This is a genomic window from Sediminitomix flava (assembly GCF_003149185.1).
Classification (GTDB): Bacteria; Bacteroidota; Bacteroidia; order Cytophagales; family Flammeovirgaceae; genus Sediminitomix; species Sediminitomix flava.
The window spans coordinates 85,296-97,959 of sequence record NZ_QGDO01000011.1; the positions used below are offsets into that span (position 1 = coordinate 85,296).

General features: G+C 35.6%; 12 protein-coding genes. 7 read left to right on the top strand and 5 right to left on the bottom strand.

The window, feature by feature from the left end; genetic code table 11:
- Positions 1–11: 11 nt before the first annotated feature.
- The 5 genes from rfbA to manA all read left to right on the top strand — a co-directional run bounded on the left by rfbA (position 12) and on the right by manA (position 5,463).
- Positions 12–896 (top strand): glucose-1-phosphate thymidylyltransferase RfbA, encoded by an 885-nt coding sequence (rfbA, locus tag BC781_RS24420; RefSeq protein WP_109622993.1) that lies wholly within the window; start codon positions 12–14, stop codon positions 894–896.
- Between the two features lie 28 nt (positions 897–924).
- Positions 925–1,977, top strand: coding sequence for a UDP-glucose 4-epimerase GalE (gene galE / locus BC781_RS24425; RefSeq protein ID WP_109622995.1), 1,053 nt, complete (start codon positions 925–927; stop codon positions 1,975–1,977).
- 189 nt (positions 1,978–2,166) lie between these two features.
- Entirely contained in the window at positions 2,167–2,646 is a 480-nt protein-coding gene (locus tag BC781_RS24430; protein WP_109622997.1) for an NADH-quinone oxidoreductase subunit A, read from the top strand.
- Positions 2,647–2,664: 18 nt separating this feature from the next.
- Positions 2,665–4,053: a right-handed parallel beta-helix repeat-containing protein gene (locus tag BC781_RS24435; RefSeq protein WP_109622999.1), complete on the top strand. Its 1,389-nt coding sequence runs from the start codon at positions 2,665–2,667 to the stop codon at positions 4,051–4,053.
- A gap of 192 nt (positions 4,054–4,245) precedes the next feature.
- Positions 4,246–5,463 carry a mannose-6-phosphate isomerase, class I gene (manA, locus tag BC781_RS24440; RefSeq protein WP_109623001.1) on the top strand — a complete coding sequence of 406 codons (1,218 nt, stop codon included), beginning with the start codon at positions 4,246–4,248 and terminating at the stop codon, positions 5,461–5,463.
- A 140-nt stretch (positions 5,464–5,603) separates the two neighbouring features.
- Here manA and BC781_RS24445 read toward each other — a convergent pair whose 3' ends face one another.
- The 4 genes from BC781_RS24445 to BC781_RS24455 form a co-directional block, all read right to left on the bottom strand.
- Positions 5,604–6,665 carry a hypothetical protein gene (locus tag BC781_RS24445; RefSeq protein ID WP_109623003.1) on the bottom strand — a complete coding sequence of 354 codons (1,062 nt, stop codon included), beginning with the start codon at positions 6,663–6,665 and terminating at the stop codon, positions 5,604–5,606.
- A gap of 61 nt (positions 6,666–6,726) precedes the next feature.
- Positions 6,727–6,918, bottom strand: a complete 192-nt coding sequence (locus tag BC781_RS25440; RefSeq protein WP_146201778.1) for a hypothetical protein — start codon at positions 6,916–6,918, stop codon at positions 6,727–6,729.
- Positions 6,919–6,930: 12 nt separating this feature from the next.
- Positions 6,931–7,632: a T9SS type A sorting domain-containing protein gene (locus tag BC781_RS24450; RefSeq protein ID WP_109623005.1), complete on the bottom strand. Its 702-nt coding sequence runs from the start codon at positions 7,630–7,632 to the stop codon at positions 6,931–6,933.
- A 252-nt stretch (positions 7,633–7,884) separates the two neighbouring features.
- Positions 7,885–9,327, bottom strand: a complete 1,443-nt coding sequence (locus BC781_RS24455; RefSeq protein WP_245935663.1) for a sodium:proton antiporter — start codon at positions 9,325–9,327, stop codon at positions 7,885–7,887.
- A 592-nt stretch (positions 9,328–9,919) separates the two neighbouring features.
- On the opposite strand from BC781_RS24455, the gene BC781_RS24460 reads away from it, so the two are divergent.
- Both BC781_RS24460 and BC781_RS24465 read left to right on the top strand, forming a co-directional pair.
- Entirely contained in the window at positions 9,920–11,155 is a 1,236-nt protein-coding gene (locus tag BC781_RS24460; protein ID WP_109623007.1) for an FtsX-like permease family protein, read from the top strand.
- A gap of 91 nt (positions 11,156–11,246) precedes the next feature.
- Entirely contained in the window at positions 11,247–11,666 is a 420-nt protein-coding gene (locus tag BC781_RS24465) for a hypothetical protein (RefSeq protein ID WP_109623008.1), read from the top strand.
- Between the two features lie 56 nt (positions 11,667–11,722).
- Here the strand turns inward: BC781_RS24465 and BC781_RS24470 are convergent, their stop codons facing one another.
- On the bottom strand, positions 11,723–12,586 hold the full coding sequence (locus tag BC781_RS24470; RefSeq protein ID WP_109623011.1) for a pirin family protein: 864 nt from the start codon (positions 12,584–12,586) through the stop codon (positions 11,723–11,725).
- Positions 12,587–12,664 lie beyond the last annotated feature (78 nt).

Sequence of the window (12,664 nt, forward strand, 5' to 3'; positions counted from 1 at the left end):
ACACTATAACTATGAAAGGAATTATTTTAGCCGGAGGATCAGGCACTCGCCTACATCCTTTGACATTGGCTGTCAGTAAACAGCTCATGCCTGTGTATGACAAGCCAATGATTTATTATCCTCTATCAACATTAATGCTTGCCGGTATTCGTGAGATCTTGATTATTTCAACACCTCATGATATGCCTCAATTCAAAAAGCTTTTGGGTGATGGTTCTCAAATAGGTTGCGATATTACTTATGCAATTCAGCCTTCTCCAGATGGACTAGCACAAGCCTTCATTATTGGAGAAGAGTTTATTGGAAATGATTCTGTAGCATTAATATTAGGTGATAATATTTTTTATGGCGATGGAATGAGTCAACTTCTACAGTCTAAAATAAATCCTGAGGGAGGAGTTGTATTTGCATATCACGTCAATGATCCAGAGCGATATGGCGTAGTTACTTTTGATGAAAATGAAAAAGTAATTTCAATTGAAGAAAAGCCTGAAAATCCTCAATCAAATTATGCTGTACCAGGCATCTATTTCTACGATAATCAAGTCGTAGAAATTGCGAAATCATTAAAACCTAGTCCTAGAGGAGAATTAGAAATCACAGATGTCAATAAAGTATACCTTGAGAAAGGACAGCTTTCTGTTGGAAAATTAAATAGAGGTACTGCTTGGCTAGATACGGGTACTTTTGCTTCATTGATGCAAGCAGGGCAATTCGTTCAAGTTATTGAAGAAAGACAAGGTTTAAAGATCGGTTGTATAGAAGAAGTAGCTTTCAGAATGGGCTTTATTGATTCTGAGCAACTACAAAACTTATCCAAGGCTCTTTTAAAGAGCGGCTATGGAAAATACCTTGAGCAAATAGCGAAAGGAAACCTAGCTGAAATCAATATCTAAATGACATTCCAAAACTTCTAAATAATAAATGAAAAAGGTTTTTGTTACTGGTGGTACTGGATTTATCGGTTCGCACACTGTAGTTGAATTAATTGAACAAGGTTACGAGCCTGTAATCGTTGATGATCTTTCAAATTCTAACATTGAAATTTTAGATCAGATAGAACAAATTACAGGTAAAAGACCAACCTTTGAATCATTCAATCTAATTGATCCTGTAAAGACTGATGCCTTTATTGAAAAACATAAAGACATGGTTGGTATCATTCACTTTGCAGCCTCAAAAGCTGTAGGTGAGTCTGTAGCCGATCCATTAAAATATTATCAAAATAACTTTACATCATTAGTCAACATACTTCAAAGTATGAAAAAGCATGATGTGAAAAATATTGTATTCTCTTCTTCATGTACGGTTTACGGACAACCTGATCAACTTCCAGTAGATGAAAATGCACCAGTTAAAGTTGCTGAATCACCTTATGGAAACACAAAACAGGTTTGTGAAGAAATATTGAGAGATACTGCAAAAGCTCACCCAGAAATTAATGGAATTGCGTTAAGGTATTTCAACCCAATTGGAGCACACCATACTGCTCTTATTGGAGAATTGCCACTTGGAGTTCCTCAGAACCTCATCCCATTTATTACTCAAACGGCAAAAGGTATTCGTGAACAACTTCAGGTTTTTGGAGATGATTACAACACACCTGACGGAACTTGTATTCGTGACTACATTCATGTAGTTGATTTGGCTAAAGCTCACATTAAAGCTGTCGAACGAATGGAAGGAGGCGAATGTAAATCCAATTATGAGTTCTTCAATATTGGTACAGGAACTGGTAGCTCTGTTCTTCAAGTTCTTAATGCCTTTGAGAAAGTTAACGGAGTAAAAGTCAATTACAAAATTGCACCTCGTCGTAGTGGTGATGTAGAACAAGTTTGGGCAAATACAGACATTGCAAACAATGAATTAGGCTGGAAAGCTGAAAGAGATTTGGATGAAATGGTAAAAAGTGCATGGGCTTGGGAAAACTACTACAGAGATAAGCTTTCTCAAGTAATCGAAAAAGTTGAAGCATAAAGTTTCACAAAAATATAATTCTAAAAGCGGAAATCTTTTTGTAAAGGTTTTCGCTTTTCTTTTACACATCATCCTATTGATTCATGTTTTTTCATAAATTTGAGTAATTATATGACTTTTAGATAACTAATCACGAATAGATCAGTTATTCTCTCAAAAACATAAAACAGCTCAATTCTTTAACTTTTTATGGAAGAACAGAATATCGTCTCTGATTTCGGATATATATTTCTCTTTATTGCTGCAGGTATTATTTTCGTATTTGGAGGACTAATGGCTTCAATGCTCTTGCGTCCAAATAGACCTAATCCAGAAAAGCTTACGACATATGAAAGTGGTGAAGATCCCGTAGGAAATGCATGGGGACGCTTCAACATTCGTTTCTATATTGTAGCACTTATGTTTATTCTTTTTGAAATAGAAATCATATTTCTATTCCCTTGGGCCACTGTTTTTGGTCAAAAAGAGTTAATAGATGCTACGGAAGGAACTTGGGGATGGTTTGCACTTTTTGAAGCTATCATTTTTGTCGGTATTTTAGCACTCGGTCTTGCATATGCATGGCGAAAAGGCTTTATAAATTGGGTAAAACCAAAACCTCAGACTGCTGAATTCGAAAGTCCTGTACCTGAGGATTTATACAATAAAGTCAACGAGACTTATCAATAGCTTTAACTGATAGATTTTATGTCAAACAGACTTTTGCTAGGAGGCATGTTTCTACTAAACATACTCCTTTTTTTTGCTTGTACACCTTCTGAAGAGAAAATCAGTACTGACCCAAGTCTGAATCTTACTTTCTCTGAAGATACACTTACGTTTGACACTTTATATTCTGAAATAAAAAGTACGACAAAACGCCTAAAAGTTTACAATCCGTCTGAAAATGCAATCTTAATTAATAGCATTCGTTTCCAAGAAGCTACCAATGATTTTCAAATCAGCCTTTTTGGAGAAAATGCTCAAGAATTTAACAATATCACACTTTTTGGCAAAGACAGTCTGATGTTGCTTCTAGATGCTACGCTAGAAAATTCGGATCAAAATGATATGATTTTCTTAGAGAATCAGCTTCAGTTTTCCTTCAATGCAAAGCTTCAAGAACTACCTGTACAAGCATGGAAACAAGATGTACACATTATTGGAGCTAATGAAACGGAGACTTTACTTGAGAATTCTACACACTGGACAGCTGATCGACCTTACGTTCTTAGAGGAAATATCATTGGTGAAAATCTCTTGGTAGATGCTGGTGCGACCATCTTAATGGACAACTTTTCAAGTATCATTATTAATCAAAACATTCAACTTTTAGGCTCTCTAGAAGATACTATTCTTATCCAATCTATTCGTCAAGATGAATACTATGCCAATGCACCCAACCAATGGAATGGTATTTTTCTATCTGAAAATAGTCAAAATCATATCATTCAAAATACCATTATTAAAAATGGTCGCTATGGTATTTTTTACATAGGAAATGGTTCTGAAACGGCCAATCTCAGTATTGAAAATACCTTGATTGCAAATATGGAAGCCATGGCTTTATTAGGAGTTTCTTGCAATGTAAAACTGATCAATTCCATCATTTACAACTCTCAAATAGCAATGGCATTTGGTGGAGGGGGCAAATATGAACTCGTCCATAACACTTTTGCTAATTTTACCCCTTCATTTTTTCAAAATGAGCCATCCTTTAATTTCTCTAATTATGTCAAATTTGAAGATCTAGAGTTTTATGGTGATACAGAAATCACACTTACCAATAACATTCTTTGGGGAGATCTTTATGATGAGCTTTTTATAAACCAAGAAGAAGATGCTACATTCTTGCTTTCGGGAAGTAACAATATTATAAAAACAACGTCAGATGAAATAAGTGGACTTGAAAATACAAGTATTGATAATCCTGTTTTTACACAAGACACTTATTTACTAGACTTCAGATTAGACGCTGAAAGCCCTGCTATAAATAATGGCGTTCAGACAAAATACACTACTGATTTTTATGGTATAGATCGTAGTTCTGAGCCAGATATTGGGGCTATTGAATGGGTTGAAGCAGAAGCAAACTAAACACAAACTTGATCTTCTTTCAATTGGAAAAGGTAATTGTGATTTATGGGTAAAAGTTTTACTCTGCATTTAAGAAATAATACATATTAACTATGTTTTTATGATTTCTTGAACATCAGAATACTCTTAGATTTACCTTCTTAAATTTGAAAAAGATTAAGAAACTTCAAGATAGAAATACATAAATAAACAATGAAAACCTACGTTTACCCACTTAAGGGAAAGATTCAGAATTATGCATGGGGTGGAAATTCATTTATCCCACAATTGCTAGATTTTAGCGCCGAAGAAAATACACCATACGCAGAATACTGGATGGGAGCACACGATAAAGCTCCTTCAGTTCTTAGTACACAAAATGGTGAGACGAATCTAAATGATTTCATTCAGACGGATGCAAATACGATCCTTGGAGATGTAATTGCAAAACGTTTTGACAATAAACTTCCATTTTTATTCAAAGTTCTTGATGTAAAGCAAATGCTTTCTATTCAAGTACACCCAACAAAAGAGGAAGCAGTTAAAGGATTTGCTAGAGAAAATGAGGAAGGAATTCCACTTTCAGCTAGTCACAGAAACTATAAAGACGATAATCATAAACCTGAAATCATGGTTGCTCTAACCGATTTTTGGTTGCTGCACGGTTTCAGAAATGAACAAAGTCTTCGTGAGATACTTGAAATTTATGATGTCTTTAAACCTCTAATTCCTGTTTTTGAAAGCGGCAATTATAAGGCATTATATCAATATGTTATGGAAATGCCACAAGAGGAAGTAGATACAATGCTACAACCTCTTATCGATCACCTTCTCCCTCTTTACGAAGCTGGAAAATTAGAGAAACACTCTCCGAACTACTGGGCGGCTAAAGCTGCAGTGGAAATGTCTCAAGGAAATCATTTAGATAGAGGTATTTTCTCTATCTATTTCTACAATCTTGTAAAAGCGAAAAAAGGAGAAGCTGTTTTCCAAGATGCGGGAATTCCACACGCTTATTTAGAAGGTGTAAACATGGAATTGATGGCAAATTCTGACAACGTTCTTCGTGGTGGATTAACTCCAAAACACGTAGATGTTCCAGAGCTGTTGAAGCATGTTACTTTTGAAGCTGTGACACCAAATTTATTGGAAGGTGAAAATATTTCTGATTACGAACGTGTCTATAAAAGTCCTGCTCCAGATTTTGAGTTGAGTAGAATTACACTCCCTTCTGCATCTACTTATAAAAGTGTAGAAAAACACGCTGCCGAAATTATAATTGCAATAGAAGGAGATGTAACTGTGAAGACAGATACTGATGAGTTTAAGATTGAAAAAGGAGAAGCATTCTTTGCATCCGCAGATGCCGCTTATAGCATTGATGCTGATCAAGAGAGTTTACTGTTTAGAGCTACTGCTCCATTAAACTAAAACCTTCTTATTCATAGATATTTAAAGCCTTGTAAAACCTATTTTGCAAGGCTTTTTTATAGAAAAAGAAACCACTCAAAAATATTTCGAGTGGTTTACTAATCAGATTATTCTCAACCTTATTAATATTATTTTTAGACTTATAAAACAGTTGGCGATTCCTCAACAGAAATATTTACACCATCCAGTTTTAATGTATTTTGAGTCGATACTTTGATAACTCCTTTCGCACTTGTAAAAATATTCTTCGCCAACTTGCTTGTAGACACAAAACTTCCCCACACCATCATTTCACCATCTACATAAACTTCACCATGATCATTGAGGTAGTAATTATCTCCTACCATAAATTTCCCGTGCTTTGATATATCTACAACTGCTTTCTGCTTGTGATGAATATGCTGTTTTACTTTCATTTCTCCGTAGACAATGAAGTTAGAATGTCCGAATAGGTCTAGACTCTCTCCTACTTCAAACTTTCCTACAATCTCTCCTATACTATTCTTTGAAAAACTAGCCGACTTAGCTAAGGCTAAATGCCCACTTTCAATCACATGAATTTTAGATTTCCCAGAAACATCTAAACTACCTTTACCATCTAAAAGACCTGAAATTTCTAGGCTACTGTAGTGAGTCAATTCTATTTTCGATTTCACCTCTAGTTTTGCTTTTTCAGAAATTGAAAACTTATGGTTCGACTCATTATTTAATAATAGATTATTGAAGAATGCCTCCCCTTCTATATTCACTTCAGCCAAAGATTCCGTTCTGAAATCTTTCTTTACTTCTAGCACTCCTCTTCCTCTATAAAAGCTAAAATCTTTGAGTATTATACTTCCATTTATTTCTATTTTTCCTTCATTTTTAATTGTACTATTTCCCTCTAATACTACAGATTCTTTCCCTTCGCTCAAAACACGTATAGAAGCTCCCTCATCTAAGTTTAGAAGTGCATTGGTACACATTACGATCTTTTCTCGAACGGTCAGTATAACCCCTGAAGGAATATTCAGTGTGCCTTTTTGAATAATCAAAGTTTTAAAGGTTCCACTCGTATCTAGTGTTTTAGCATTCTTAATTGTTAAGACCTCTTCACTTGTATCTTTTCCAGCATCTTCAACTTTCGGGGCAATACGATTCTGTCCTACTATGCTAAAAGATATCAAACATAGTAAGCTTATCGCTATCAGACCTTTTTTCATGATAATAGGTTTTTAGTAGTTGTTTCTTGATTATTTCGAAGTCTGTTTGATACTTTAAATACTATTTATTACGCTCTCCGTTGTAAATTTTTTGGTAGTGTTCTTTTAGCTTTTCAAGCTGTTTTTCAGTGGGTTTTTCTTCATTAATCACATTCGGATAAAACGTTGCACCAGAGTGTGTATCCAAATAATACAGTAATGAAGGTACTAGCCAACAAATCCCTGCCCACATGATATATGATGATATTTCCATAAATCGCTTCTTTTAGTGTACAATGATTTTCTCATACTGTATTCCGTTATCATTCGATATTTTGAGGAAATACATACCTTGTATCAGATGATCTACAGAAATTTCCCAAGCATGAGGAGTACTTGACACCTCTCCTACTTTCAGTTGATTACCTATCTCATCATAAAGCATAAAATCATAATTGCTGGCTAAAGATGTCCGATTATCTTTTGAAATGAAGATATGGCTAGCAGCAGGATGCAAACTATTCGTTAACTTCTCTCTCATATCATTCAAAACAGTAATAGGATCTGAGTATGAGCAAGAGCCATCTTTTGCGGTTTGCTTTAATCTGTAGAAGTTCTTTCCTAGAGCAGGAAAATCATCTTGGAAAAAATAATATTGAATGGCATTCGAGCTTCCTGATGCATCCACTTTGAATAAGGATTCATAGTGTTCTCCGTCCAACGACTTCTGAATATCGAATGATTCACTATTAGTTTCTTCCTTTGTTTCCCATTCGATGATAGCAGAACCGCTTTCCATCCAGACTTTAAAAGAAATCAGATTCGTCGATAAAGTGTAGGTCACTTTATTCGGTAAAATCATAGAACCAAAACGTGAAGAACAGTCTTCTTCAGCGTATTCTATATCTGTCTTCTTACTTTTTTCAGCAAAGACAGATAAATGGCAGCAACAAAAAAATAAAAATACCCAAGAGTAAATTTTCAGCATTATGATAGTAGGTTAAGTAAATTAGGTTAAATCTCCGTTAGGAATGTAATTAGGTTTCAGTCATCAAACAGAGGTGCTATGGAATGGGTTCTAGATACTTCTGTGAGCTATCGTAAGGTATAAGCTATTGAAGAAGCTATTCTCAACTAAATAATGAACTTTTTATGCAATTCATACGAGCTAAAAAAAGGATATAAAAAAAGGTCTTGGCACCTAAGCGTACCAAGACCTTTATTTCTTAACTCTTTTACCTTATACAAAAGCAAAAAATGCTAGCCATGTAAGGAATAAGATTGGTAATAAGATTGGCAACGAATATCTAACGATATAACCGAAGAACGAAGGCATCTCAATACCAATTTGCTCTGCAATAGATTTCACCATAAAGTTAGGTCCATTACCGATATATGTCATAGCTCCGAAGAATACCGCAGATACTGAAATTGCTCTCAACTCAATAATTGCTTCAATTCCTCCGAATTGCTGTGCTCCTTCTGTAAAGGCAACTACATCTTGAAGATTACCAATATCTCCACCTTTAGCTGCAAGCGCTGCAGTAAAGAAGTTCAGATAAGTTGGTGCGTTATCCAAGATACCTGATAGTGTACCTGTACCCCAATAAAGTGTATTGTGCGTGATTAGAGCGGCTCCTTCAGGAGATGCTGCAAATGAGGCTACCAATTCTAAAGCGGGCATCATTGTACCGAAAATACCTACGAAAATGAATGCAACTTCTCTAATTGGCTCAAAGTTGAAATCATTTCCTTCAATTGCTCTTTTATCAGCCAATGTAAAAGAGAAGTAAGCAACACTAAGCATGATTAGCTCTCTGATGAAAGAGAAACCAGTCAAATACGTTCCAGCTTCTTTAGCCGCAGGGATTGTAGAAATACCCAAACTTCCGTCTGTGTGCTCAATTACTGCAGGTACCCAATTCAATTTTGCAGGGTCAATGAAAATAGCCACAATCACAAGAACCAACCACAAAAAGTTTTTCGCTCCTGTAAAGCTAATTTTATTCGTATACTCAGCATTTGAATTATCTTCAATCAGGTCACCTTCTTTTGCTCCTTGTCTTTTATCTACAAAGAAGAATAAAATAGCCAACAAGCCAATTCCAAATACCCACGGCGTGAAACTGTGCTCTAATGTCCATTCGAACGGTACTCCTTTCAAGAAACCTAAGAATAGTGGAGGGTCTCCAATTGGAGTCAAAGCTCCACCCACGTTACTTACCATGAAGATAAAGAAGATGATATGGTAAGCAGAAATACGTCCTTTGTTCAAACGAATGAATGGACGAATCAAAAGCATAGAGGCACCTGTAGTACCAATAATATTTGAAATAATAGCTCCAATAACCAATAGTACCGTATTTGCGAGTGGTGTCCCTTTACGGTCTATATTGATCATGATACCCCCTGAGGCAATATACAATGCCGACAATAGTGAGATAAATTGGAAGTACTCAAAGAAAGCGTGTAATGGCGCAGCGTGATTGTGTAGCCCGAAAAGGTAATACACAACTACAACTAGGGCCAAGCCTATAGCTACTTTAGGATAGTTATGATGCCAGAACTTTTCATAAAATAAAGGCCCTGTAGCAATCATAGTCAATAAAATCACAAATGGAATTACTGAAAATGGGGATGCTGGTGCTCCATGTCCTCCGGCCTCAACAGCACTAGCACTCATAATACTGGCAACTTCTGCAAATGCCCCTTCAGCTCCAAAAGCTGAAAATCCCAGCATCACCAGTAATGTTAGAATAAGTTTTTTCATCATTTTTCTGTTTCAACAGTCTAGTAGTATCTCTCCACAACCCACACACTCATTGCTTGTCTGTTTTTTTTACCGAGTTGTGTAATATTTTTAATCCAATTTTTTCCCCTTACCTTAAAATGGAATTTTGGTATGGCAAGTGTAAATTTTTCCATTCTTAAAGAGAATGACTAAAATCAGCTTTCTAATCAATCTTACTCATTACCGTGTTTTATTCCGTTAAAATCCATTTTAACCAAATAATATTGTCAAAATATTTGTAATTATTTAATACTTGGAACAGCCATTTTAGCACATTCATTATATTAACAAGGTTTTAGTGTGTCAAATTAATTTTTATAGGCTTAAAAGAATGTCTAATGAAAGCGATGAATTAGTAACAATTTATTTACAATAACGTCTTTTTGGTGTCAATTATTCAGCTATGGATTTTTTAATGCTTTCCAACATTATACTTCAATTTGTTTTACTAGCTCCTTTTAGTTGAATAATGTATTTTTGAATTATGAGTAAAACATCAAACTTCAGAGTCCCACTTTTCATAGCCAGAAGATATTTTTCTATTGGAAAAAGTTTTATCAAACTTCTTTCTAGTATCTCTATGTTTGGCGTTGCGATTGGTACGGCTGCACTTGTCATTGTCTTATCCGTTTTTAATGGACTAGAAGACTTGACTAGGAATATGTATATGATGCATAACCCCGACATCAAGATCAGCCCTAGCAAAGGCAAACACTTTGAATATACCGACGCGCTCAAAAATAAGCTAAATACAATTGAAGGAGTTGAAGTTCTTACCGAAACGGTAGAAGACAATGCTCTACTGATTTATAAAGACCAACAAAAGGTAATTAATATGAAGGGCGTTTCTTCAAACTTTATGAGCCTTTACGAATTTGATACTACTTTAGTATTGGGTGATTCATACCTTTTAAAAGATAGCGTTCCTTATTTATTGGCAGGCGCTGAGCTTTACAAGGAGCTTTCTTTAAGAGTAAAAGATAACTTGAATTTGTTAGAAATTTGGTTTCCGAAGCGAGAAAAGAAAGTTTCTCTAAATCCCAATACTGCCTTTAAGAAAGCTTATATACAGATTGGAGGGATTTTCCTTACAGAACCAGAATATGATGCTCAGAACGTAATTGTACCAATGGGTTTTGCAAAGAAACTCCTACAATACGATAATGAACTGACCTCACTAGAGATTCGAGTAGCAGAGAATTACAGCATATATGAAGTTCAAGAACAGCTTAAGGATGCTCTAGGCGATGACTTTGAGGTAAAAAATAGTGATGAACAACAAGCTCATATTTTGAAAGCTGTCAAAATCGAGAAGTTTTTCACCTACATCGCATTTGTATTTATACTTGGCGTCGCTTCATTCAATATATTTTACTCACTGGCGATTCTGGGTATTGAGAAAAAGAAAGACATTAGTATACTCATGACTATGGGAGCGTCTCAGACCTTCTTGAAGCGTGTCTTTTTAATAGAGGGTAGTCTCATTGCTTTTGTAGGTGCTTCTGTCGGTTTGTTGCTTGGCTATGGCATCTGTATTGGTCAACAATACTTTGGTTGGGTAAGTCTAGGTATTAACAGCGGACTTATTGATGCATACCCAGTCAAGATAAAAGCATTAGATTTCGTAATGACTGCAGCCGCTATTATTGTCATTACATTCTTAGCATCTATTGTACCTGCCAGAAACGCTACCAAAGTGATCATTACAGAGAACGTTTAAAGAAAATCACTTTTTAGCAAAGAACTTACAACGCGAAGTTTTTTGAATGTCATAGCAGTTTGAAGAAACGTACTAAACAAACAAACTAACTATGAAATCAATTTTGAAAACTATCGCAGCTGTTGCAGCTTTCTTCATGTTTGCTTTTGCTGCCAACGCACAACAAATGCCAAACCCAGAAGAAGCAGCACAACGTGTCTGTAACAAATTGGCTTCTGAGCTTTCACTAGATGACTCTCAGAAAGAAAAAGTAACTCAAATTTACCAAGAGCACTTCCAAGAAATTGGTAAATACAAAACAAGAGGTGCAAACACTTCTGAAATCAAGGAAAGCCGTGAAGAGCTTCACAAGCAGATGAAAGAAGTTCTAAACGATGAGCAATTCGAGAAGTATGCATCGATGGAAAAAGAAAGAGAAGAGCGTATCAATCAGCACAAAGAGCAAATGAAAGATGATATGCAAGATGCTACTGAAGAATTGGAAGACGTAGACCAAGAAGAGCAAGAATAATTTATATCACTAAGAATGATGCCCCTTCATAAAGTTGAAGGGGCATTTTTTTATTCTTATTCTTCCAATAAAACGCCCATTTTACCCATTTGAGCATCTCTTAGCGCTTGCATGACTTCAGACTCTGTGTTCATCACAAACGGACCATAAGTTGCAACCTCTTCATTTATAGGAGGAGCTGCCAAAAAGATCGTTCTAGTTTCTTGATTTGCTTTCAAAGTCACATTTTTTCCTTCTTCAGCAAAAACAAACATTTCTTTGCCTTTACCTACTACATATTCATTGACTTCAAGTTCTCCATCTAAAATATACATTAAGGCTTGATAACCTTCGGGTACATCTAATTCTACCTCCCCATCAGTATCCATATCTAATCGGAAAACATTCAGAGGACTCGGGTGCTCTATTTTTCCTTCTATCTCGTTAAATTGCCCAGCAACAACATCTATTTTTACCTTTTCGTCATCACTAATAAACCTTGGCATATCTTCAGTTTTCACAGGCTGATATGATGGATTGTCCATTTTATATTTAGCAGGAACATTCACCCATAACTGAATAATTTCAAAATCACCACCTTCTTCTGCCAAGTACGCTGGAGGTCGCTCGCTATGCATAATTCCTCGTCCAGCAAACATCCATTGAACGCCACCTTCTGTTACTATTTCATCATTTCCTTCCGAGTCTTTATGATGAACCGCTCCTTTGAAGATAAAAGTTACAGGAGAAAATCCTCTATGCGGATGCACTCCTACTCCCACATTTTTTTGAAGTTGATTACCTGGTAACCTGTCTTTCCAATGGTGGATTAGTAAAAAAGGGTCTACTTGATCTATTGTAGCAGTGGGCAGAGGTTGATCTAGAATGATTCCTCCCATATTTACCTTACTACTTTTACGGTGTGCTGTGATTTTTTTCATAACTCAACATATAAAAATTATTTTACATGTAAAATAAACAAAGCCGAAAAGAAATTGTTTCAGCGACTTCAACTCAAT

What these genes read in the sequence shown, in the direction of transcription:
- rfbA (WP_109622993.1), top strand. Translation starts at nt 12, where the DNA reads ATGAAAGGAATTATTTTAGCCGGAGGATCAGGCACTCGCCTACATCCT.
- galE (WP_109622995.1), top strand. Translation starts at nt 925, where the DNA reads ATGAAAAAGGTTTTTGTTACTGGTGGTACTGGATTTATCGGTTCGCAC.
- BC781_RS24430 (WP_109622997.1), top strand. Translation starts at nt 2,167, where the DNA reads ATGGAAGAACAGAATATCGTCTCTGATTTCGGATATATATTTCTCTTT.
- BC781_RS24435 (WP_109622999.1), top strand. Translation starts at nt 2,665, where the DNA reads ATGTCAAACAGACTTTTGCTAGGAGGCATGTTTCTACTAAACATACTC.
- manA (WP_109623001.1), top strand. Translation starts at nt 4,246, where the DNA reads ATGAAAACCTACGTTTACCCACTTAAGGGAAAGATTCAGAATTATGCA.
- BC781_RS24445 (WP_109623003.1), bottom strand. Translation starts at nt 6,665, where the DNA reads ATGAAAAAAGGTCTGATAGCGATAAGCTTACTATGTTTGATATCTTTT.
- BC781_RS25440 (WP_146201778.1), bottom strand. Translation starts at nt 6,918, where the DNA reads ATGGAAATATCATCATATATCATGTGGGCAGGGATTTGTTGGCTAGTA.
- BC781_RS24450 (WP_109623005.1), bottom strand. Translation starts at nt 7,632, where the DNA reads ATGCTGAAAATTTACTCTTGGGTATTTTTATTTTTTTGTTGCTGCCAT.
- BC781_RS24455 (WP_245935663.1), bottom strand. Translation starts at nt 9,327, where the DNA reads ATGAGTGCTAGTGCTGTTGAGGCCGGAGGACATGGAGCACCAGCATCC.
- BC781_RS24460 (WP_109623007.1), top strand. Translation starts at nt 9,920, where the DNA reads ATGAGTAAAACATCAAACTTCAGAGTCCCACTTTTCATAGCCAGAAGA.
- BC781_RS24465 (WP_109623008.1), top strand. Translation starts at nt 11,247, where the DNA reads ATGAAATCAATTTTGAAAACTATCGCAGCTGTTGCAGCTTTCTTCATG.
- BC781_RS24470 (WP_109623011.1), bottom strand. Translation starts at nt 12,586, where the DNA reads ATGAAAAAAATCACAGCACACCGTAAAAGTAGTAAGGTAAATATGGGA.